Annotated in this window: 20 protein-coding genes; 12 read left to right on the top strand and 8 right to left on the bottom strand. The window is 38.9% G+C overall.

The features are described 5' to 3' along the window. Positions 1–56: 56 nt before the first annotated feature. Positions 57–464 (top strand): DoxX family protein, encoded by a 408-nt coding sequence (locus tag OGI71_RS19485; protein ID WP_282251214.1) that lies wholly within the window; start codon positions 57–59, stop codon positions 462–464. A gap of 109 nt (positions 465–573) precedes the next feature. Here OGI71_RS19485 and OGI71_RS19480 read toward each other — a convergent pair whose 3' ends face one another. The 3 genes from OGI71_RS19480 to OGI71_RS19470 all read right to left on the bottom strand — a co-directional run bounded on the left by OGI71_RS19480 (position 574) and on the right by OGI71_RS19470 (position 5,052). Beyond that, positions 574–1,404, bottom strand: coding sequence for a universal stress protein (locus OGI71_RS19480; RefSeq protein ID WP_282251213.1), 831 nt, complete (start codon positions 1,402–1,404; stop codon positions 574–576). A gap of 225 nt (positions 1,405–1,629) precedes the next feature. Beyond that, positions 1,630–3,750, bottom strand: coding sequence for a carboxy terminal-processing peptidase (locus OGI71_RS19475; protein WP_282251212.1), 2,121 nt, complete (start codon positions 3,748–3,750; stop codon positions 1,630–1,632). 204 nt (positions 3,751–3,954) lie between these two features. Then, positions 3,955–5,052 (bottom strand): tetratricopeptide repeat protein, encoded by a 1,098-nt coding sequence (locus tag OGI71_RS19470; protein WP_282251211.1) that lies wholly within the window; start codon positions 5,050–5,052, stop codon positions 3,955–3,957. A 243-nt stretch (positions 5,053–5,295) separates the two neighbouring features. On the opposite strand from OGI71_RS19470, the gene OGI71_RS19465 reads away from it, so the two are divergent. After that, positions 5,296–6,576 (top strand): replication-associated recombination protein A, encoded by a 1,281-nt coding sequence (locus OGI71_RS19465; protein WP_282251210.1) that lies wholly within the window; start codon positions 5,296–5,298, stop codon positions 6,574–6,576. A gap of 111 nt (positions 6,577–6,687) precedes the next feature. Beyond that, entirely contained in the window at positions 6,688–8,253 is a 1,566-nt protein-coding gene (locus OGI71_RS19460) for a S41 family peptidase (protein ID WP_282251208.1), read from the top strand. A gap of 126 nt (positions 8,254–8,379) precedes the next feature. On the opposite strand, the gene OGI71_RS19455 is transcribed toward OGI71_RS19460, so the two are convergent. The 5 genes from OGI71_RS19455 to OGI71_RS19435 form a co-directional block, all read right to left on the bottom strand. Beyond that, entirely contained in the window at positions 8,380–9,294 is a 915-nt protein-coding gene (locus OGI71_RS19455; protein WP_282251207.1) for a hypothetical protein, read from the bottom strand. 117 nt (positions 9,295–9,411) lie between these two features. Continuing rightward, the gene (locus OGI71_RS19450) at positions 9,412–11,040 is read right to left on the bottom strand and encodes an ABC transporter ATP-binding protein (protein ID WP_282251206.1); all 1,629 of its coding nucleotides are present in this window, start codon (positions 11,038–11,040) and stop codon (positions 9,412–9,414) included. Positions 11,041–11,060: 20 nt separating this feature from the next. Then, positions 11,061–11,330 carry a PqqD family protein gene (locus OGI71_RS19445; protein WP_282251204.1) on the bottom strand — a complete coding sequence of 90 codons (270 nt, stop codon included), beginning with the start codon at positions 11,328–11,330 and terminating at the stop codon, positions 11,061–11,063. 230 nt (positions 11,331–11,560) lie between these two features. Continuing rightward, complete coding sequence (locus OGI71_RS19440) at positions 11,561–12,031, bottom strand: S24/S26 family peptidase (RefSeq protein WP_282251202.1); 471 nt, start codon at positions 12,029–12,031, stop codon at positions 11,561–11,563. Positions 12,032–12,034: 3 nt separating this feature from the next. Continuing rightward, positions 12,035–12,949 (bottom strand): DUF5106 domain-containing protein, encoded by a 915-nt coding sequence (locus tag OGI71_RS19435; RefSeq protein WP_282251200.1) that lies wholly within the window; start codon positions 12,947–12,949, stop codon positions 12,035–12,037. A 304-nt stretch (positions 12,950–13,253) separates the two neighbouring features. Here OGI71_RS19435 and OGI71_RS19430 point away from each other — a divergent pair, with 304 nt between their 5' ends. From OGI71_RS19430 to OGI71_RS19390, 9 genes are read left to right on the top strand one after another with little or no spacing between them, the layout of a single operon-like run. Further along, positions 13,254–15,782: an SLBB domain-containing protein gene (locus tag OGI71_RS19430; RefSeq protein WP_282251199.1), complete on the top strand. Its 2,529-nt coding sequence runs from the start codon at positions 13,254–13,256 to the stop codon at positions 15,780–15,782. An 18-nt stretch (positions 15,783–15,800) separates the two neighbouring features. Beyond that, the gene (locus tag OGI71_RS19425) at positions 15,801–16,865 is read left to right on the top strand and encodes a lipopolysaccharide biosynthesis protein (RefSeq protein WP_282251198.1); all 1,065 of its coding nucleotides are present in this window, start codon (positions 15,801–15,803) and stop codon (positions 16,863–16,865) included. Between the two features lie 11 nt (positions 16,866–16,876). Next, on the top strand, positions 16,877–18,166 hold the full coding sequence (locus tag OGI71_RS19420; protein ID WP_282251197.1) for an oligosaccharide flippase family protein: 1,290 nt from the start codon (positions 16,877–16,879) through the stop codon (positions 18,164–18,166). Then, positions 18,166–19,059 (top strand): glycosyltransferase family 2 protein, encoded by an 894-nt coding sequence (locus OGI71_RS19415; RefSeq protein ID WP_282251196.1) that lies wholly within the window; start codon positions 18,166–18,168, stop codon positions 19,057–19,059. The genes OGI71_RS19420 and OGI71_RS19415 overlap by 1 nt, the downstream gene beginning before the upstream one ends. Beyond that, complete coding sequence (locus OGI71_RS19410; protein ID WP_282251195.1) at positions 19,056–20,162, top strand: glycosyltransferase; 1,107 nt, start codon at positions 19,056–19,058, stop codon at positions 20,160–20,162. Before OGI71_RS19415 ends, OGI71_RS19410 begins: the two co-directional genes overlap by 4 nt. 4 nt (positions 20,163–20,166) lie before the next feature. Beyond that, entirely contained in the window at positions 20,167–21,129 is a 963-nt protein-coding gene (locus OGI71_RS19405) for a glycosyltransferase (RefSeq protein WP_282251193.1), read from the top strand. Further along, positions 21,126–22,271 carry a hypothetical protein gene (locus OGI71_RS19400; protein WP_282251191.1) on the top strand — a complete coding sequence of 382 codons (1,146 nt, stop codon included), beginning with the start codon at positions 21,126–21,128 and terminating at the stop codon, positions 22,269–22,271. The genes OGI71_RS19405 and OGI71_RS19400 overlap by 4 nt, the downstream gene beginning before the upstream one ends. Position 22,272: 1 nt before the next feature. Further along, positions 22,273–23,370, top strand: a complete 1,098-nt coding sequence (locus tag OGI71_RS19395) for an EpsG family protein (RefSeq protein WP_282251189.1) — start codon at positions 22,273–22,275, stop codon at positions 23,368–23,370. Positions 23,371–23,386: 16 nt separating this feature from the next. Further along, on the top strand, positions 23,387–24,187 hold the full coding sequence (locus tag OGI71_RS19390; RefSeq protein ID WP_282251188.1) for a glycosyltransferase family 2 protein: 801 nt from the start codon (positions 23,387–23,389) through the stop codon (positions 24,185–24,187). The last annotated feature ends 45 nt before the right edge of the window (positions 24,188–24,232 follow it).

The raw sequence follows: 24,232 nt of genomic DNA, 5'->3' as shown, positions 1-24,232 counted from the left end.
TATTTTAGAAATATCAATCAGTAATTAACATTTTAATACATTATAATTTTCTATTTATGGCAATTTGGAATTCATTGGGAAAATATAGGGATACAGGTTTGTTGATCCTCCGCATCGGATTGGGAGTGATGATGATTATGCATGGTTTGCCGAAGTTGCAGGGAGGTCCTGAGCTCTGGGCGGGGGTTGGAAAGGCCATGGGCAATATGGGCATCAATTTTATTCCGACATTTTGGGGCTTTATGGCCGCGGCTACGGAAACTATTGGTGGTCTTTTCTTACTATTGGGTCTTTTTTTTAGACCTTCAGCCTTGTTACTTGCTTTTACCATGGTGGTTGCTGGATTGATGCATCTTTCAAAAGGTGATGGAGTCTCTGGCGCATCTCATGCCATTGAATTGTTCTTTGTATTTTTGGGACTCGTGTTTATCGGCCCGGGCAAACATTCTGTAGACAAGAAATAGATCGTGTAGATAGAAATCTATGTAAAATGACAGTAACCCTAAAAGGCAAAAGTATATCCTGAATATTAAATATTTGGAGAGATACTTTTGCCCCACTCCTTTATGCTATTTATGATTTATCCATTGGAATGACTAATAAGTTTGCAGCGCCGTTCCAAGCAATTTTTTTGGATATACTAGTTTTAAATAAACTCGCCAATAAACCTTGTTTCTTGTGAAATGACAGGATGAGGTCTATATGTTTCTCTTTCGCATATTCTGCTATTCCCAATGTAATATCCTCATGACTGATGTAATCATAGATTGGTTTATACTTGTCCAGCCTTTCATGCAAATGTTTTAATTCTTGTGCCAAATCTGCGGCGGAGCCTTCTTTCTTCGCAACATTCAAAACATATAACTGCGCTGAAAATGTGTCGAGGACTTGATCCAGATTAAACAAACTCAGCTTTCTGTCAACTTCTTTCAGGTCAGTGGTTGCCAATACATTTTTTGGAACAGCCGGATTTACCTTATGGGAGACAATCAACATCGGTTTATTGCAGATGTCCATTAGGGTAATGGCATTGCTTCCCACCAGGATCTTTGCGAAACCAGTCTGTCCTGTGATCCCTAGCGCGACAAGATCGATATCTCCAGATTTACATAGGTCATTTACACCTATCGGAAGATCGACATCTTCCATCTTGTGGGACAGTGTCACCTGTGGAGGAAAGAGTGGCCCGATCAGCTCCAACCAAGCATTTAATTCTTTCTCTTTAGCCTCTTTTACTTCGTCATTAACCACAACAATGGGTTCATTGTTTACAATTGTTACACTGTTATAAGTATGGTAAACAATAACTTTTTCAGTTTTCCAAGCGTCTGCACATAAGGCTACTTGTTTTGCCGCTAAAAGTGCATTTTCTGAAAAGTCGGTTAGAAGCAGGATACGTTTCATTGTGATATCGTTTTAAGGGTAAAATCCATCATTATCCAGACTCTTATTTTATAGATTCCAATTGTCAGTTCTATTTTTAAAGTCTTTATGTGTAGAACAATTAATGTTATGATAAGTTACAAAGAAAAGATGAATTTAATGTTAAAGGTTTGAGATTGTGATGAGCATCATAAAAAAAGGCAATCGTTGTTACGATTGCCTTTTTTCGCGGAATTTTACTCCTCTCTATTTTTTGTTCGCAAAATTAATGATATAATCAGTCATTACTTTCGCACTCTCATCTTTTACAAAGTCAAGGTCCATCTTTGGTTGAGGTTTGCCTTCTTCCCATGCCGGTTTACCCTGTAATTTCAGTAAAGCATTGATGCGGTCCTTATTTTTCTTGAGATTGTCGTCTTTTTCTTTTTTGAATTTATTTAATTCCAATGAAATTTTGACATCTTCATCTTTTTGAGCCTCTTCAATATCTTCTTTCAAATATTTATATTCCAGTGAATTTTTAATCCGGGTCTCATGTAGCGTCTCCAGCTTTTTATCCACTCCACTCATATCCGCTACTTTTTTGAAGTTACTGGATTGAATCTGATCCCAAGGAAGAGCAGATTTTTCTGAGCTTTCACCAAATTTCTCTGCGGAGAATTGAGACGGGAATGTAATGTCAGGAGTTACCCCTTTGTGTTGCGTACTGCTACCGTTGACACGGTAAAATTTGCCCAAAGTGATGTTAATCTGTCCATACTGTGGTGCTCCTTCCGGTGTGTCCGGATCTTTCTCTCCGGATGCTTTCAATAATAGGCGACTTGTAGGGCTAATCACACGCGACATATCGATAGCCGATTGAACAGTTCCTTTACCATAACTTTGTGAGCCAAGGATTACTCCTCTACCATAATCTTGAATTGCACCAGCGAAAATTTCTGAGGCCGAGGCAGAGAAACGGTTGATCATTACACCTAAAGGACCATCCCATGCTACGCCTGCATTCTTATCTTCTTCGACATCAATATTATTTTTAGTATCCCTTACTTGTACAACAGGCCCCTTATCAATAAACAATCCTGTAAGATCAATCGCTTCAGGTAGTGAGCCACCGCCATTGAAACGTAGGTCGATAATTACAGCATCCACTTTCGCTTGTTTCAGCGTATCTAAGATCAGTCTTACATCTCTTGTTGTACTTTTATAGTTCGGATCACGTCTTCTGTAGGCCTCAAAATCCATGTAAAATTTAGGGATATTGATCACCCCGACTTTATACATTTTTCCGTCAGCTCCTTTGATGTTCATAATCTCTTTCTTGGCAGACTCTTCCTCGACAACGATTTTTTCGCGTACTAAGGAAACAATGCGCGGATGCGAGTTCATCGGTTGTCCTGCCGGGATAATCTTAAGCCGTACGATCGTTCCCTTCGGACCTTTTATTTTGGCTACAGCGGCGTCTAATCTCCAGCCGATGATATCTTCAAATTCACCATCTTTACCTTGTGCCACAGCAATGATCTTGTCATTCACTTGGATGGTCTTGTCTTTAAAGATAGGTCCACCGGGAATGATCTCATTGATGCTTACTGCCTCATTGTCTATGGTCAGCCTTGCTCCAATACCTTCAAATGTATTTGCCATGCCTTCATTAAAGGCTTGCGCATACGAAGGGTTGAAATAAGAAGTATGTGGATCTACAGCATCTGTAAGCGCCTGCATAATGATCTGAAAGGCGTCATTTGAATTATATTTCTTTGTTTGGGAAATTAAATTCACATAACGTTTTTTCAATGTTTCCACCTGCTTGGTTTTTGCACTATCAGTAGATTTACCACTAGCAGTTTCCAGGTTCAACAAATCGTACTTCACACGTTTACGCCATTGATCGTTGGCTTCGGCATCTGTTTTGAACCAACCTAATTTTTCACGGTTAGGCTGATAATATTCATCTTTGGTGAAATCTTGCTTTTTGTCGATCTCAGAAAGCGCATATTGCATTCTTTCCAAATATCTCTTTTTATAGACATTGAAGATCTGGAAGGCCGAAGAAAGATCTCCTCCTTTTATATCCTGGGCAAGGTTACTCTTGTAAGCTTGAAATGCATCAATATCCGCTTGAAGTAGATAATTCTTGCTCTGGTCTAAACCTTTGATCAGATTATCATAGATAATTCCAGATATGGAATCATTCATTTTGACCTTCTTGTAGCTTGCATTTTCCAATAATCCAATCACTTCTTTCGCGATGATCTGATGTTGTGTGCTCGGTTTGAGTCCACCATCATCTGGAAGTGCTACCCGTGGTTTTGAACCACAAGAGACAATAGATACCACAAAAAGTGCAAATATGAGTTTCCTAAACATATTTTCGACAGTTTTAATAATCATTTTATAACTAAAAATTTTCAGCTCTTATTGATAAGCGTGCTAAATTTAGTGAAATTCATAGCACATTATCATAGATTCTAAAAATTTATTTGATTTATCCTTTAATATTTACAAAAAGCTTAAAATACGATTTATTTCTTACTTTCGATTCTTCGGTTGCTGTTATCTTACGAAGGTCAATTAATTGTACAATTCGTTTTTCAGTTGTGTATATGCCTTGTAGGTCTGGTCGGCCGAAGGGTAGTCCTTTAATACAAGATATACTTCGCCCAATTTGTCTAATATCGCCAATGACAACTGTTTGTTATTCTCATTGGAGGCCAATTCAGCAGCTTGAATAAATTCTTTGATGGACACCTTGTAATTACCATCCTTTTGCTTGGAAGCGGCAAGTAGGTATTCAATCTCTGCAAGCTCACCACTCAGATTTTTTGCATTGGCCAGATCACGTGCTTGCAATAGGAACCATTGTGCCTCGGTGAATTTGTTTTGCTTAAAATAGATCTCCGCTAGCATCTCCCATGCGAATATTTTACCTTCATAAGCCTTTGCTTTATTAAATAAGGGGATAGCGCTTCGGATAATGTTATTTTCGGCGGCCTTAAAGTTTTTTTGCCCTGCACGGGCCATAGCAATTAATAACCAGGCATTGGCCTGCTCGAGATAGCTTTTGCTTACCGTGGCATAGGTATGATATTTTTGGGCACTTTCTTCAGCTTTGTCAAAATCGCCATGATACAATTGAAAATTGCTCAAATTCAAGTTAATTGTTGCAATATCATCCTTATTGTCGGTACGATTTGCTAATGATAATGCATCATATAGAAATTTTGAAGCAGCGATACTGTCATTATTCTTAATTGCAAATAGTGCAGCTTCATTGGCTAAGGCATAGCCGGCAATCCAGTTCTCTGCTTTTTTCTGATTTTCGATGGTATTATTCCATGCTGTGGTATTAGCGGGAACAGGATTCATCAGATATTGAAAATGACCCATATTATTGGTGCTTTTCAATTGCAGTAATAAACGTTGGAATAACAGTTGCCTGGCAATTTCCTTGCTAAAGCTTTTTTTGCTCGTATAATTGTCTTCAATAATTTCGTTCTCAGTCTTTGGAGGAGGTAGGAAATACACCTCCGGACCGACGCCGCTAAATGAAGCATCATATTTTTTTATTGCCCCAGTATAGTCCTTTGGGGTATTCTGTGCCATAACCTTTCCGCTCATTCCAAGGGTCGTGGTTAGGGCAGTCAAAAGTAAGGTCCAGTATTTCGTCATCCTCATTCATTATTACGCGTCAATTAACGTCTAATACAAATATGAAGAAAAATTGTGTGAAAAAATGTTAAAGTGTTTTTTGAGTATGAAGTAGTTAGTATTGAGTATTGAGACCTTGGTGGTACAAGCCTGTGGCTTACCGGTTATTTTCTTTTTTAGTTACATGCCCACTGCTTGTGTATATTTTATTAGGGTACGCTAAAATATTTAGTTATTGTATGGTTTAATTTTTAAATTTGTGTTATGGCAACACGTATCCCTCTTGCAGAACGATTACGACCACATCAATTGAAAGATTATGTGGGACAACAGCATATTGTTGGTCCCGATGCAGTACTTTATCATGCGATCCAACAAAAGAATATCCCTTCAATGATATTATGGGGGCCTCCGGGTGTTGGAAAGACAAGTCTGGCGCTGTTGATTGCCAAGGAGCTGGATAGACCTTTCTTTGCCCTGAGTGCAATTCAGGCTGGCGTAAAAGATATCCGTGAGGTCATTGATAAGGCCGAACGGCTGATGAATTTCAATCAGGATCAGCCAATTCTGTTTATTGATGAAATACACCGTTTTTCCAAATCCCAACAGGATTCGCTACTGGGGGCCGTTGAGCGTGGTTTGGTTACACTGATTGGCGCTACGACTGAAAATCCTTCCTTCGAGGTTATATCAGCTTTGTTATCCCGTTGTCAGGTCTATGTGTTGGAGCATCTCTCAGAAAGCGACCTTATTGGTCTGGTTCAAAAGGCACTTCATGAGGATGAGTATCTCCAAAAGCAAGCGATTGCTGTCGAAGAGTATGAGGCGCTGTTACGCTTGTCTGGTGGTGACGCACGCAAGCTGTTGAATGTGCTTGAACTTGTTGTCAATGCCGCAGTTCTCCATAAGGAACCCATTAGCAATGCTTTTGTGCTGAAGCAGGTGCAACAGAATATGGCGATCTATGATAAAGCTGGGGAGCAACATTATGATATTATTTCGGCATTTATTAAATCTATACGAGGATCCGATCCAAATGCTGCCGTATACTGGCTTGCCCGGATGATCGAAGGGGGAGAAGACCCCTCATTTATCGCGCGCAGGTTGTTGATTTTGGCTTCAGAAGATATTGGCAATGCCAACCCCAATGCGCTCTTGTTGGCAAACAACTGTTTCCAGGCAGTGAACGTTATCGGATGGCCCGAATCACGTATTATTCTTTCGCAAACCGTCATTTATCTTGCAACTTCGGTCAAGAGCAATGCCTCCTATGAAGCGATCAATAAGGCACAGGCGCTCGTGAAACAAAGCGGTGATCTGTCGGTTCCCTTACACATCCGTAATGCACCGACTAAACTGATGAAGGAACTCAACTATGGAGCCGAATATAAATATGCGCATGCTTATCCTGGAAACTTTGTGTTACAGGAATTTCTACCCAAAGAGGTTAGTGGTGTAAAATTATACGAACCAGGACAAAATCCTCAGGAGGAGAAGGTCCGACAGAGCCTTCGGGACAAGTGGAAAGAGAAATATAGATATTAGTATTTAGATCTTAGTAGCCGCCGAAAAACTACAATTGTTTGATCTCAAGCGTAATTAAATTGCATATAAAAAGCAATTTATCTATGTTTGTTTTACAAATTGCTTCAATATATGAACATAGTGCCTCTACAGCAAGTAGGACGTTGGGCAGCGATAGCGCTGATCGGACTTACTGTTCTTTCCTGTAAAAAGGATAATCCAAAGCCCGAACCGGAGCCGGAACCAACTGACCGTACCGAAGGTCAGCTTATTAAAGACGATATTTATAAATATTATAAGCTCTATTCCGTATGGGCGGATGGATCTATTCCAGATTATTTAAAAAATCCGGCTCAGTATACCGATCAATATGGTTCGGCGAGCAATGTGCTTGATGCACTCAAAAGGCTGACACCTGCCCATGTGGCGGCTGGTTACGCCGGGGTTTTTGACCGCTTTTCCTTTATGGAAGGTATCAACGGTTACAATATCGCCGAGCAGGCCAGTACAAAGATGGATAACAACGAAGGTTATGGCATCTCAGTACAATGGTTTTCTTTGGATGCAGCTACCGCACGACCTTATATTTCCTTTGTTGAAGGGGGCTCTCCAGCACAATTGGCGGGGTTTAAACGCGCAGATATCATTACATCTGTCAATAATGATCAGGAAAATTATTCGATCGAAGTCAGCTGTCCGGATGGGGGTAGAACCTGCGAAGTAAAAGACCCTGCTGCCTATAGTCGATTGCGGAATAAAATCAATTCGGCATTGGATGCCGCAAATCTTACCTTGCAGGTGAAACGTGCGGATAATAAGGTGTTCGAAAAACCAATGAGCTATAACAATTCGTATGTGATCAATCCGATCTACAAGGATACCATATATCTCAATAGTGGCAATAATGTCGGTTATTTGGCTTTATCATCATTTGAAGAGATTGAAAATAACAATCAGAATCAGAAAAATATCAATGCAGCCTTTACAGCATATGAGACCAAACAGATCAAAAGCCTGATTGTTGACCTGCGGTACAATGGTGGTGGTTATGTCGACGCTGCAATCTATATTGCCGATAAGATCGGTGGTGCCAAGACCAAAGGTAAGCTGATGCTTACTTATGAAATGAATAAGTATATGCAGTCAGATGCCGCCAAGAGTTTAAGGGATCAACTGAACATGCATGATACCTACTTCGAGGGACTAAGTACGTTAAACCTGACTAAAGTGTATTTCTTGGTGAGTGAGGAGACGGCTTCAGCTGCGGAGATGTTGGTTAATGTGCTTACACCACACCTTCCAGTGCAGATCATTGCAACTGAATCAAGAACCTATGGTAAGCCAGTTGGTTTTTTCGAGCAGAAAGTCCGGGACAAAGTATCTTATTGGCCGGCTTCATTTATTCTGAAGAATTCACGGGGAAATCTCGGCGAGAAATATAACAAGGGAACTGAATCCGGTCTGCGTGATTATTGGGACGGTCTAGTTCCTGATAAGAGTGGTATCGGTGACGATGTTTCAGCTGACGTCGGAGATCCTAAGGAGAAAATGTTGGCAACAGCTTTAGCTGATGCAGCTCCCACAAGTAAATCACGGGCGGCTATGCGCAGTATTTCTGCACGTACGATCCAAACAGTGGATCAGGGCAAAATGCATGCAAGGCCAGAGCGTGGCATGATCAAGACAAGGAGCAAATAAGTTCGTGCTGCTACAGTGTGCTAATAGCGCACGAGTACGGTATGATAATAGCTCAAAAAGATAGAAAGGTCCCTGGATAATTATGTTATCCGGGGACCTCTTACTTTAATAAAATCTTAATACTAATTACTCATTACTAAATACTAATGAATAACACAGCTGGGCAGCAGCCGCGTCGGGCAGACATTGTAGATGGCCCACGGGTACTTCGCTAATAATTTTTTCCAAGATTGTATTCATACCTGCAAAGAGATCTTTATTCCATCGGATTGCGGTGCAACTCGGTAACACAGCAATAAAGCCCTTGAGTCCTGGTTGCCAGTTAAAGGTATTGGTCGGAGCCTGTTGTAACCGAACGAACGCTTTTAGCGGTAATCGTTCATTTTTATAACAAGGGGTCTTGCCGCTCCACGGCGTTCCATAGATAAAAATGCCCTCTGCTGTTATTCGGACAGCCGGATTATCATCATTGAGCAATACCGTGTGGGGAATATGTGTCAACCATAGCCGGCTGTGCGTGCTTTTTCCGGTTCCACTCTTCCCTAAAAAGGCGATCCCGCTACCCTGATGATTGACCACAGAGGCATGGATCATAATCGTCTCGTGTAGGAGGCTGGCCTGGCCAAATATCATCATGGACATCCAGGTAATTACAGCACCTTGTTCATCTGAAGAGCTCTCTGGGACATATATTGTCGATTGCTCAAAGTTGCGGTTACTATATTGATACCATGTCTCATTGCCTTTGTCATTTACGATGGTTGTAATAAAGGTGTTCCCCTTTTCATAAAAACGAAAGCGATCTCCCCAAGCGATGGACTCATTAGTCCGCAAGATTCCCATATCATTTGTCACAGGGGCCTTTTCTAAACTTATATTGATGACAATGTTAGCTTTTTCGTCAACAATATCAATCTGAAAGTCCAGAAAGGAGCCGAGGATATGGTTCAAAGCAATATGTGTCGGATGGTTAAACTCCAAAATTAAGTCTGCAATGCGGTAGCGGGTTTGAGATAACTCAGGTGAATTCGTTATATTCATAATTCGGTTCCTATGTGAATAATTACTTCTTGAGCTTGAAGGCTCAGTTCATCTTTTAATATTTATATTGCCTATCCTGATTGTTTTCAGAGCTATCTGGTAATCACAGATACACCTTTAATCGAGGTAGACGCGATGTTGGCATTTATCTGCCAGATGTAAGTCGTGTGTTACAAATAGACATATTTTATGTTTTCCATATTCGAGCAGACGTTGTGTTAACATATCTGAAGTCGTTCTGTCCAGGGCCGAGGTTACCTCGTCAAATAGCCAGATATCACCATTATGCATTAGTGCACGGGCAATAGCGATACGTTGTGCTTGGCCCTCTGATAAACCCATGCCGGATTCCCCCACTAGGGTGTCTACTCCGTCAGGAAAGTCAAATACAAATTCTGCACAGGCTAGCCAAAGCGCTTTATCGATATCCAGTGGTCCATCTTCTTTCACATGGAGCATAAGGTTTTCCCGTATTGTTCCACTAAAGAGTGAATTGCCCTGTGGGATATAGGCAAAATTGATGCGATGTTTTGCCTCCAATGATCGTTCGCCATCGGTATCTACCAATATGATATCGCCTTTTTCGGCTTTAAGTAGCGATAGCAATAGGCGGATCAAGGTGGTCTTTCCTTTTCCACTCGGACCAATAATTGCTGTTGGTTCCCCCACTTTGAGGGAAAGATTTAACTGCTGTAAGACCCATTTGTCTTCGTAACGAAAGGATAGGTCAGTGATGCGCAGTTCTTCTGTTTTGTTCAGGCGTTCTTGTTTTACTTGAGGTTCAATCTCACCTTCTTGTAATTCCAGCAGCCGATCTGCAGATACACGAAAGCGGACGAAGCCAGGGATATAGCCGATCAAGGCAAGAATTGGGCTCTGAATGCGCGCCACCAATTGCAAAAAAGCCGTCATTGTTCCGAAAGTAATCTGCCCGGATTGTAGCCGATAGATCCCCCAGATAAATGCGACCAAATAACCTGCATTCATGGCGACTTTCATCGCTCCCTGGGTATATGTTGAAAAATTGATCTGACGCATTTTCAGCATAAAGAGCTGCTGTTGCGTTTCGGTCAGCTTCGCACGCCTTTTGGGGAAAATGCCCATGGCACGGATCAGCAGGCGGAAACGCAGATTCTCTTGGAGGACCTTTGAAAAATTACTTTCCTCCTCTTTGACCTCCTTGCTGAGTTTGCGCATTTTACGGAAGTAAATCTTTGAAAAGACAAAGAGGGGCGAGATGGCCAGAATCATCAATGCGAGCATCGGATCCATATACCACAAGAAACCCACAGAAGCCAATAATTGGATAATCGTCAATACAAAAGAAAGTACGGTACTGGCGATCGTATTGGCAACTTCTTCACAGTCTGTCTGAATCCGGATCTGGATATCTCCCGTATGCCAATTTTTGATCAACCGCCATACCGATAACATCTGTGCGTCGAGCATATGACGCTGCAACTGGAGTGTCAGCATCAACTTGATGCGCTCCAACAGACGGCCTGAATAGCCTTTTATTGCTACATTCAGCGTGATACTTCCAATAATGCCTATCAACAGCCATTTAAGGGGTAATTCTCCTGGGGAAGTCGCTACATCAACTGCTTTTTTGGACAGGTATACAAAGATCAGGGAGAGACCGATACAGATCAGTTCCAATACAAAGTATAGAAGCAATCTACCGCGGTAGCCATCGCTGATTGACCATGCCCAGCGCGCATGTTGTTTCAGGCTGTTGTTATTCATTCAGATTATCAATGGAAAGGTTATTTTTCCAATAGTCCTTGTTTTTCAAAATCCGCAAGTAAAACTTTAGCATCGGATTGCGCTTGTTCCTCGTCCACTTCATAGTTGTCACAGAGTAGTTCAACGATTGTAGCTGTGTCAAACTCTTTTCCTTTTAATTGCTCCCAAAGCCATGCTGCGGTGCTGTTTAGGGTGTATACGGTTGATAAATCAACCATATCCTGACTAGGGTCAACAATTAAATGATCTGAACCAATTGTTCTCAATACTAAATCCGATCTTAATTTCATATATAAATTATCTGTTTATTCATGAGCTAATTTTCCTTTTTTAAGGTACTCATGCTGCCTTCGGCGGTTTTAATATCCTATAGAATACCCAAATTTTCCTTATTTGTTTATCGTATTTGGGTAGTTCACATATTAGGACGAAATAGAATAAATAAAATCAAAGTTAATAATTATTTTTTCAACCTTTTTATTTGTGGTTATAGATTTCAGTTTCACCAGCAGGGCCTACTTTATCGCGTTATTAAGCGTCTCAGTTTTGCAATAACCCGGCGTAGCAGACGAATATGATACCATCCCAAGCCGCGTAATCTTGCCCAACTATGATTTAAACTTATTTCCAATGCTGAGTTTTGTGGGAAATGAATAGAAGCGATCGCAATAATATCCGTGCTATTTATATACTCCCGCAGCACAAGATTGCCATCGCCTGCCAGTACGATCTGCCCATTCTTTTTTCCTACATAACGGTGAAAAACAAACTTCCCCTCATACTTGGCCAATACATTACTGCCTAGTTGCAAAGACTCACCACGATAAGTCTGTAGTAAAACGCTGTCTCCGTCATGAATAAATGGACGCATGCTTCCACCTTTGATACGGATACGAACTTCCTTGCCCTCGTCGAGCATACGCTGTACTTCGGCAAAATAGAGCGCATTGGAGATGACACGTGTCTTATTGTCTTCCGAATGTTCAGCCATATATTATTGATTGGTTTGAACAAAATATTGGATCACCGGTTGTAGATACGTGTCTTTCAATAGGACTTTCTTGTTTTCATCCAAGAGATATATTGTTGGAGAAGCCTTGAGGTCGTAAAGATTGAATGATAAAATTTTGCTATCACTATCAAAACCATTGATCCATTTTTCAGACATTTCTGGCATATAATTTTTCCATTTGGTACGATCGCCCCAGGGATCAACTGCAACAACTTGTACCTGTAGTTGCGAGAATAACTCAACCAATTGCGGTGTATCGCGGAGTTGGTGAATTGTTTCTTTGCAATGGGTACAATCGGGATCATAAAAGATCAAAAAGGTGAATTTTCCCTTAGTTTGTGATAGTTTCTGTTTTGTTCCATTGGCCAGCTCATAGCTAAAATCCTCAGCGGGTTGACCTACCTTATTGCGTAACACCAACTTGTAGATGGGTCTATAGGCCTCTTTCTCTAGATTCGATAATAGATCGGTTTTGATCATATAGCGAAGTACAGACTCGTAGATAATATCATTTCGCATCGGCGAATTACCATCATAAAGATAACGTTCGTATAGTTTGATGAAGTAGTCGAAACTGGTCCTATTGGATTTGGCTTTGTCTAACATCAGATCCACGGCCTTATCGCGCAGGGCTGAATCCGGGGTTTTCGATAATAACCCAATAAAATCAGCAATTTTCTGTTCGCCAATGTCCGGATTTTTCACTTGTACCGTGTCCTTCATGTCGAACTTATCCCAGAAATGTAACAAGCTACTATCTGCGGCACTCATCGTACTCGCTTTTTGCGGTATTGTTTCGTTACTTTCTTTTTTTGATTTATTATTTCCATCACAGGCCCACAAAAGACCTACAATCATACCTATCGGCAACCAAAAACCAAGAGTTGAACTTTTCATTCTAATTTAATGCTTAACTTCGCTAAGTTAATAAAACTTTCAGGATTCCATGGATAGAATCAACAGCATTAATTGAGGCTAAAGCTGCCCATGTGCCTGGCTGCTATTTAAATTGAAGTTCCTGATTTCTTTGGGGCAAGTCGTAGCAAAAGAAAGACTTTTTACGTTAGATGCCTGAATAGCGAAAGATTTAAGTGAGGAGGTAGAGAACTCTTTCTTGTCTGTTTAGAACCTCTGGTGTAAATATTTTAAACGATTTAATTAAATAGTTTTACTAATTTTGCGGCAAACGCCAATATATCGAATGAAAAAAATAGTATTATGGTTTTGCATGATCGGATTTGTGGGCTCAGTATACGCACAGACCAATCCTGCCAATATCAAAGTAGATAATCTGACAGATGCACAGATAGAGCAATACATAAAACAAGCTGCTTTAATGGGCTATGATGAAAGCCAATTGGATGGTTTTGCCCGTGCGCAAGGGGTATCTACTGTTGAAGTACAAAAACTAAAAGATCGTTTGGCGAAAATTAAACGTAAAAAGCAACAACCCGATCAATCGCAGCGAACGAATACGACTACTACCACAGGGCGAGCAACTGGCCGTCAGGTCGGAGGAACAAATACGACTGATTCCCTACAAAATAAACGGGCCAATAATCAAGATTCCGTTCATCATGATGATGGAAAATTGAAGATTTTTGGCGCGGATCTGTTTAAAAATAATAGCATTACTTTTGAGCCCAATCTTCGGATGGCGACACCAAGTTCTTATATCATTGGTCCTGATGATGAGATCTTATTGGATATTACGGGCGACAATGAAGCCTCTTATAATTTGCCTGTCAGCCCAGATGGAATGATCAAGGTGGAATATGTGGGTCAAATTAATGTTGCGGGCTTATCGATCGCTGCGGCGAAGAGTAAGATTGAACAACGTTTAAGTGGAACCTACCCTGCAATCCGTTCAGGAAGGACTAACGTAAGTGTAACAATTGGTAATATCCGTACCATTCGTGTTACCCTGACCGGAGCGGTTACCAAACCGGGTACCTATAGTTTGCCGTCTTTAGCCACAGTCTTCAATGCGCTCTATGCTTCTGGAGGCCCCAATAAAAATGGTACTTACCGTCAGATCCAAGTGATCCGTGGTAATCGTGTCGTCAGCACAATTGATGTCTATGACTTTTTGGCTAATGGTATACAACAAGGTAATATACGTTTACAGGATCAGGATATTATCCATATTCCTGTATATGGAGCGCGTGTGCAGTTTGAGGGTGAAGTAAAACGACCAGCTATTTTCGAGACTGTAGCTGGAGAATCATTGTCCGATATCTTGCGTTATGCGGGCGATTTTACAGAAAATGCCTATACTGCGAAGATCAAGATCCTGCAAACAACAGGACGGGAACGAAGTGTGCAAGATGTCTACGCTGATCAATTCGCAAATTATACCCCTAAAGGGGGAGATCAATATATTGTCGAGCCGATATTGGAGCGTTATGCGAATCGCGTATCCGTTCTTGGTGCGGTATTCCGCCCGGGTATATTTGGTTTGGAGTCAGGTCTGACACTCAAGCAAGTGCTTGAAATGGCCGATGGTGTACGTGAGGATGCCTTTTTGGAACGAGGGATCATCAACCGTTTGAAAGCAGATAACACATCCGAGCTAATTAATTTTAATGTACGTGAAGTATTGGCTGGTACAGTTGCTGATATACCATTGAAGCGTGAGGACAAGATCGAAATCGCTTCTATTTTTGATTTACGTGACGAATATAAATTTACCGTTCAGGGTGAAGTACGTTTTCCCGGTGATCTGCCTTTCGCTAGCAATGCAACACTAGGTGACGTTATTCAAAAAGCTGGTGGATTTACTGAGGCTGCAAAAAATGCACGTGTTGAAATTGCCCGAAGACTTCAACAGCGCAATGCTGATGATCATAGTTCTTCGCAAACTATTTTGGTTGATATTAAAGATGGTATCCTTACAGATCCGACGATAGCTTTGCAACCTTACGATGTTGTTTCGGTCTTAGGAGACGCGGGGTTCCGTACACAGCGACAAGTGACGATCGAGGGTGAGGTCCTATATCCCGGTATTTATACCATTTCGCGGGAGGATGAACGTATTTCCGACATCGTCAAGCGGGCGGGGGGATTGACCACTTATGCTTATACTGAGGGCGCTTCTCTAAAACGTACAGGGATGTCTAAATTGAAAGCAGAAGAGAAAAAAGAGAAAGAACGTTTGAAAAAAGAATTGGAGCAGGATAGTCTGGACGAAGAGAGAAATAGTAAAAAAAATAGACAAGAACAAGAAAACGACGAGGATGCAAACAGTTCTCGGGCAAAAAATAAAGCACTTGCCAAAGTATCGCAGCAAGGTATGTCGGCTGATGATGTTGAGCCGAGTGACCTTGTGGGGATTGAGTTGAATAAAATTCTGGAAAAACCTTACGAAAAAGGCGACTTGCTAGTTTTGGATGGTGATATTATTACTGTGCCAAAAGAATTAGAGACAGTCAAGGTTGTAGGAGAAGTATTAAATCCAAACAATGTAGTCTATGTTAAGGGTAAAAGCCTAAAATATTATATCAATCAAGCTGGTGGATTTACGGACAATGCATTGAAAAAACGTGTCTTTGTTCAATATGCCAATGGTGCTGTAAAAGGTAAATCTGGTGGGTATCCTGAAGTAAAACCTGGGGCGGAGATTGTTGTTCCGAAGCGTGCACCAAGAGAGCGGATGAGTGCTCAAGGTTGGGTTGGATTAGGAACAGGAATCGCTTCGTTAGCGGCTATTATTGTATCATTGTTGCGTTAATTTAACATATTGGTTGAGATGGATAATACGCGAGAAAAAGGTGAGCTGTCATTAAAAGAATTGGTGCATTTAATTCAAAAATGGCTAAAATTTCTACTTGGTAGATGGTATATTCTAATTATTGCGGGACTAATAGGTGGCGCTGTGGGGTCATTTTATGCAAGTACCAAAAGAACGGCTTATACTGCTATCACAACCTTCGTTTTAGAATCTGGAGAGAAGAGTAGTGGATTTAGTCAATATGAAGGTTTGGCTTCGATGGTGGGGATGGACATTGGCGGATCCGGGGGCGGGATTTTTCAGGGCGATAATTTACTGGAATTTTATAAATCCCGCAAAATGCTTCAAGCTACTTTACTTAAAACTTCTGCGTCAGATACTAGCAAGCTTCTGATTGACCGTTATTTAGAATTGGAAGAGGAGAAACAGCAAAAAGATAAGCAGATCGATTTTCGAAAACATGATGCGGGATTTGAGTTAAGACAACGTGATAGTCTGATGAATAAAGTCATTGGTCAGCTTATCAAGAAAAATCTGAAAGTAGATAAATTGGATAAAAAGTTGTCGATTATAAAAGTGGAAATTACAGCATTTGACGAGTCTTTTGCTAAAGAATTTAATACGGCCTTAGTGCAGCAAGTCAATGACTTTTACATGCAGACCAAAACAAAAAGGGCCCAGCATAATATTCAATTGCTACAACAGCAGGCAGATTCCATCCGTTGTATGATGAATGGAAACATTAGTACAATGGCTTCTATTGTCGATGCTACCCCGAATTTGAACCCAACACGTCAGGCACAGCGTATAGTACCTAGTCAACGTTCACAATTTTCAGCCGAAACGAATAAAGCTATTTTAAACCAGCTGGTTCAAAATTTGGAAATTGCAAAAATGACCCTATTAAAAGAATCTCCCCTCATTCAGTTAATCGATGTTCCGACATTTCCGCTGGAAAATAAAGTAGTAAGCAAAAAGTTCTATTTCTTTATAGGTTTTATTTTGTGTTTTGTGTTTTCCGCCTTTATATTAACATTAATTAGATTTTACAAATCAGCGATGAGTGAGGAGCAAATTGATTAAAATTACTTAGAATGCGAAAGAATTTACTGCAGAGCTTTGCTTCATTGGGACTTGTACAGTTGATCAATTATGTGTTTCCATTAATTACCATACCTTATGTGTCTCGGATTATCGGCCCCGAGGGTTATGGAATTATTAATTACGCGACCGCTTTTGTGGCTTATTTCAATATATTGATCTCTTACGGTTTTGACTATACAGCAACCAGACGCATAGCGGCAGAACCCTCTTCCTTAAGCAAAGTTTTTTCAGAAGTTATGACAGCTCGGGCGTACTTGTTTTTGGTTTCAGTATTCTTATTTATCATCGCATTATTTGTCTTCAGTCCCCTGGCTAGTAATAAAGCTGTAGCAATAATCGTGTTCTGCTCCTGTATCTCTACCTGTTTAACACCACAGTACGTGTTTCAGGGTATGCAGCACTTGAATATTTTCGCATTTACTAATTTTTTAAGGGGTTTGCTTAATTGTATATTTATTTTGATTTTGGTAAAAAAAGCAGATGATCTTATTGTCCTGCCGCTTATTAATTTCTTTTTGAGCTTTGGGATTTCGGGGTTTTTGGTTGCTTTTGCTGTCAAGAAATTTCATATCCAGTTTAACTTCATATCCACTAAAAGAGTTTGGGGCCTACTGATAGAAGAAAGAATGATGTACTTATCTTCCTTTGTAGTCTCTATTTATACGACAACGAATATTATCGTGTTGGGTTTTTTCGCTTCAAAAGCGGATGTTGGCTATTATACTACAGCCCAATCGTTAATATTTATTGTTATTAATGTTCTTAATTTGCCCCTATCTACAGTGCTCTTCCCTTATATTTCAAAGGCGTTTAATGCGAATGTCGAAGAGGGGTTAAATGTATTGAGAAGTTTACTGCCTGTTTTGATATATGTTTTGTTGGTTGTTGGAATTCTCATTTTCTTTCTAGCTCCTTTTTCAATTCATTTAATTTATGGTAATAAATTTGATAACGCCATTGCACCACTTAAGATTCTGGCATTCCTTCCTCTAATATCCATGGTCAATACATTTTTGGGTATACAAACGATGTTGAATTTGAAGATGGATAAAGATTTTTTTCGCGTTACGGCAATGGCTGCATGCATAGGTTTTTTACTCAATTTGGTGTTAAGCTCTCAATATGGTTTTATCGGAACAAGTTATAGTTATTTGCTGATAGAGCTCTTTGTTTTAGGGGCGCTTTACGTTACTTTGGTAAAAAAAAATGTAAATATACTGTTGGCCAATAAATTTTCTTTGGGTGCTGTAATAAGTATTTGTAAAAATATTTTGAAGTAATGGATGTCTCTATTATAATCGTTAATTATAATTCTTTTCGGTTGATACTCAGTTCGATTGAGTCTGTCTATAAACATACTATCGGTATAAATTTTGAGATCATTGTAGTAGACAACGACTCCCCACAGCGTGACATCGAACGAATACATGAACATTATAGCGAGGTTATATTTCTCAAGAATCCAGAAAATCGCGGCTTTGGTTCCGGAAACAATTTTGGAGCAAAAGGGGCTAAAGGAAAATATCTTTTTCTATTAAATCCGGATACAGTCTTATTAAATAATGCTATAGCTAAATTTTATGCTTTCTGTGAAAGCAATGAACAGGTTGGGATCGTAGGAGGCAATTTATATGACGCCAATCTCCAACCAGCATTTTCTTGTTGGAGTTTTCTTCCAAGTTTAACGGCGGAAATTGATTTTTTATGTTTTTTTAAGCTTGGGAAAATCCTAGGACGAGTAGGTAGTTTTAATAACACAGGTATTCCTCAAAAAGTAGGATATATTTCTGGGGCAGATTTATTTATACCAAAATCTATATTTGTCAAGGCGGGTGGCTTTGATGAGGATTTTTTCATGTACTATGAAGAAACAGAATTAACATTTAGAGTTCGGCAATTAGGGTATGATGTTATGTCTCTTCCAAATGCAAAGATTATTCATTTAGAGGGACAGAGCGAGCCTAATGATGAAAAAGTAGCTTATAGAATGCGCAAAAGCGAGAAGCTCTATTATACCAAAACAAATCAGCGCTACTTGATTCGCCTATCATACAAAGTTGATACTTTTTTCTATACATTGGTCGTAATTTACAATAAGCTCAAGCGATCACCTTCAAAAGTTGAGGGCTATAAGCGTAAGTTGCAGCTAATACGTAAGATTGAAAGTTTATGAAACGTTTTATAACAATTTTTCCTGGTGGAGCTAATATCCATTTGATTAAAGATGTAGGCATGATTCCCTATTTTTTGCAAAAAGAAGGTTATTACAAATCATCCATTGCTTGCTATGAAAAAAGGGAGTCCATGGAATATCTTGATACCGAGGTAAAAGGTCTATCCTACTATAGAATCAAAAAAACATTTAAGAATGAAAATTTAAACATCTTTTTTTTCCTTTTATATCATTTGAGAAGATTCGATGTTGTCATGTTCTTTCATCAGTCATTTATCAAAACTTTAATTGCTTTGTTTATTAAAGTGATTACCGGTAATAGAGTCAAGTTTTATTTTAAATTGGATGCAAATGATAGTATAAAAGAAAGCAGTTTTGCGAAATCTAAAGGACTATGGAAGAAATTTAAAGTTAGTTTATATAATAAAGTAGATCTGATATCTGTTGAAAGCAGATCTTTGCAAAATTTCTTCGAACAAGATGTATCTATGCGTGTTGCTTATATTCCGAACGGTTTTGATTTTGAAAAGTTGTCATTTCTTACCGAACAAGATCTTAATAAGGAAAAAGAAAAAATTATCGTATTAGTGGGACGAGTTGGCGCGCCGGAAAAGGATAATTTAACGATGCTCAATGCATTGTGTACGCTAGATCTGCAAGCTTGGAAGGTCGAATTTATAGGTCCTATAGACGAGACCTTTCGGGGAGATATTAGCCTCTTTTTTGAAGCAAATCCAGAACTTAAAAATAAGGTTTTCTTTACAGGACCAATCTCCGATAGAAGAATGTTATTGAGAAGGCTCCGAAAATCCAAGATTTTTGTTCAGACATCAAAGTTTGAAAGCTTTGGTATAGCTTTGCTAGAGGGGATGTCATGTGGATGTTTTATTGTATCTACCGAATTAACCCCTGCTATAGAAATCGCGGGACCTTACGGCATTTTTTTTGAAGTTGGTAATGTTGAAAAGCTGACCGTTATTTTACAGTCAATTATTAATGAAGAGATAAGGCTACCCGCAGAAACGGATATCATATCTCGAGCTAAACAGGAATTTAGCTGGTCTCTGATTGTAAAAAAAATTTATTCATATTTAGATCGTTGATATAATGATGTGTAAATCCAACTTGGCGATAGTCATTCCATATTATAAAAATAAGTTTATCGAAAATACATTAGAAAGTCTAAGCCTTCAGACGGTTAAAAACTTTACAGTATACATTGGTGACGATAATAGTCCTTATACAATTCAACCAATATTGGACAAATACTGCGATAAATTAGAGATAAGATATCATCGTTTTGAAGTTAACTTAGGTGGTGAATCTTTGACAAAACAATGGGAAAGATGTATTGATTTAACGCAGGAAGATTGGGTCTGGCTTTTTTCTGATGATGATTTGATCGAATGCAATGCAGTAGAGGTGTTCTATAATAACTATAACGAACATAGCTTGTTATATAAATTTCATACCAAAGTTATTGATGAGCATGGGAAATTGCACCCCAGCTATACTAAATTTGATCACCTAAATGATATTGGGGGATCAATAAGCTCAATTGACTTTATCAGGAATAGGTTGGCTTGCAATGGCTTTCGGAGTTTTGCAGTAGAGTATATTTTTCACCGATCGCTATATGAAAGATTTAAATTCGCAGATTTCCCTTTGGGTTGGGCATCAGATGACGCTACTTGGTTTCTATATTCGTTAAATAATGGTAAGCAAATTACAGCGCTCAGCTCGAATGTTTATTGGCGTTTTAGTGGTTTCAACATTTCGTCGGATATAAAATCTAAATCAGTCGTTGAAAAGAAATTGAACGCAGCGAGCCAATATATTAGCTGGCTAAAACATGTAACTACAGAAAATGAGATCGCTATAACGGATCAATTGTGTTTACGTTGGCTTTCGGTTCAAGCAGGTAGTGTGCATGCTGAGATGGGATATGAGGAGTTTAAAAAATTGATAGCCGATGCTGGCATTTCCGTTAATGCACTGAAATTAGTGTTGAGCTATTTTATGGCATTGAAAAAAAATAGAATCATAAATGTGCTTAAACGGAAATCATGAAAAAGACTGTTATTGTTGATACTTTTTCCATTGGTGGGTTTCACGAAATGTTTAATACTTCGTTTTTATATGTTATTTTAAATAGTTCAACGACCCCTTTGCTCTACATAGCAGACAAATCGGCTATAAATGCCATAGTAAAGTTATTAAAGGAAGATCAGGGATTTCAAGAGCTTTCAAATCGGATAACGTTTAAATCAAAAAACCTCCCCAAAGGAAATTCATTTTACGCTATATTTTTTAGATATCTTTTTGGAACTTTTCTAAATATCTTTTATTTATTGAAGTTTAAGTCATCGCGTATTGTATTCCCAGCGCTTAATCCGGTCTTTGCTGTTTTCTTAAAAATAATTTTAAGAATGTTAAAAACAGAGGTCTATGTTGTTTGCCACGGCGAGCTGGGTTATTTATTTTCAACATATAAGATAACTAGCCCCCTATATTGGTATTCTTCTTTTTTGAAACCTTTTTTTCGGGGCACTTTGTCTAAAAATCTAAAATTGATTATCCTTGGACCATCTATTGTCCAGAATTTCACTAGGTATTATCCGAATTTGACGGGAAATATTGTCACCATGCATCACCCTTATATTTTCAATGAATCTCTTCCCAAGGTCAATAAAAGTGGAGTAATGACTCGATTTGGTTGGGTTGGTGTTGCGACGCAAGCGAAGGGATTTAAAATTTTCGGTGAGATCACCCATTATTTCTCAGAAAAATACCCGGAGCAATTTTCGGCACACCTCATTGGCTGGCATAATTTTGAAACAGATGAATATCCATGGATAAAGTTTGCTTCCGGTCCGAATGTTTTTCTTGATCGAAACGAATTCAATAAAGAGGTAAGTATGTTGGACTATATCTTGTTTTTTTACGATAATAAACATTATCAATTCACTGCTAGTGGAGCAATATTTGATGCAATTCAGCAAGATAAGTTTATTGTTGCTTTGCGGAACGATTATTTTGAGTCTGTCTTCAATGCCTGTGGGCCTATTGGATTTCTTTGTGATAGCAAAGAAGAAATCTATGAGGTCGTGGAACAAGTGATGCGGGGCGAGGTGGATTTAAAGCAATTTTCTGTAAATTTAAAGGCAGCACGATATATTTTTGGCGCTCAGCAGATGAAGATGATTCTTTAACATGTATCTATATTTAATCTATATATTATTCGCAGTACTTGCTTTCTTCGAAATTAATCGCGGGAAATATCTTTTAAGTAAGGTGTTAATATTTCCTTTTCTGTTATTATTTTGTTTGGCAAGTTTACGATGGGAACGGGGAACAGACTGGGGAGCCTATATCGGATTATTTGAAAACGTGGATAACGTTTTTTATCTCTTGGCTTTCGAACCAGGGTTCTATTATCTCAATTATTTTGTCGCAGCTGTTAGTAATAATTATACAATTGTCCTTGTTATACAGGCACTTATTATATATTCTCTGCACTTTTATATTTTTCGGAAGTATTCGCTACAACCTTTCGTTTCTTTGATGATTTGGTTTGGATTCTATATGGGGTCTATCTTTTTCGTCCGTTTTAACGTTGCTGTGGCATTGACCTTGTTTTCATTTGTATTCATAGAAAAGAGGAATTTTCCAAAATTTTTGATTTGTGTTATTATTGCTTTTTTGTTCCATCGATCTGCTATTTTGTTTATACCTGCTTATTTTTTATACAATAAGACGTTTTCCCGAAAACAGATATTAATGGGAATGTTATTATCTTTTTTTCTCTCTGTAATTTTCGAGATCGGACTGAAATTTCTTGGGCAGATTAATTTTGGTATTATTTCTGAAAAGGCGTTAACCTATGCAGAAGAAGGCGGCGATTATGCTGCGGAGCCTACCCGTTCGGCTTTTCAAATTATGTTGGTTGGTTCGAGCTATCGCATTTTGTTATTGCTGTTAATAATAGGATTTTTTTATGATCTGTATAAAGAGAATGTAACATTTAGAGGCTTATTTAATCTCTACTTCGCAGGCATGTGTATATTTGTTATTATTACGCCAGTTTCTGTTGCTGTTGCCCGTATGGCGCAGTATTACGAATATTTTCAGTTTTTGCTTATTCCATTCTTCATTATGCGTTTTGAGTTTAGGTCAAATCGAAATTTAGTATTGTTAGTGGTATTTCTGTTTTATTTAATGCGGTTAAAGAGTAACGTTTCTTTTTATGAGGAATTGTATGTACCGTATAAATCAATTTTTAATAAAGATCTACCAACGGAGATCGGATAGCAGATAATTATTTTACATGAATCAAATCAAAGTATCGGTTGTAATACCTATGTATAACGCAGCAAAATCAATTTTGCAAACCGTTAATTCTGTGTATGCGCAGACCTGGCAAGAGCACATAGAGATTATCATTATTAACGATGGATCGACTGACGATTCACAAATCTTAGTTGAAAATTATATCAAAGATCAGCAAAGAGATAATATCAGATTAGTGAACCAAAAGAATGCAGGTGTGTCCGTAGCCCGTAACGAAGGTATGAAGCGCTGTACAGGTGATTGGATTTGCTTACTGGACTCGGATGATACCTGGCTGCCAAACAAATTAGAACGACAATTACAAATACTGGAGGCAGATCCGACCATAGATTTTCTGGGTACAACCAGGAATGGAGAATATATTCAACAGTTGGCCCTCCGAAAATTAGATGTAATCAATCAGATATCAGCTAAAGAATTGCTTTTCAAGTTTGTCTTTGTCACACCGACAATTATTTTTAAACGTGAGATTGTTGATCGGGTGGGATATTTTGACGAAACTCAACGCTATGCAGAAGAAGGTAATTATTTCATTCGCATAGCAAATAAATGTAAAAGCTACCTTTTGAATGAAAGCTTGGTGATTACTGGTGGAGGTAAACATGATTTTGGAGAGTCAGGGCTTTCAAGTAATTTGTGGGAAATGGAAAAAGGAGAACTTAAAAATATTAGAATGGCACTAAGGATAGGGATAATCAATAGTGCTGAGTATTTATTTTTTAATGTGTTTTCGCTTTTAAAATATGCTCGAAGGGTATTAATTGTATTTTTGCGCTAGATCCGAAATTTTATAGCCTAGTTAATAGCGAGGGCAGAATTAAAA

Source organism: Sphingobacterium sp. ML3W, from assembly GCF_029542085.1.
Classification (GTDB): Bacteria; Bacteroidota; Bacteroidia; order Sphingobacteriales; family Sphingobacteriaceae; genus Sphingobacterium.
The sequence above is the reverse complement of the archived record's forward strand: the minus strand, read 5'-3'. Positions and strand labels throughout refer to the sequence as shown.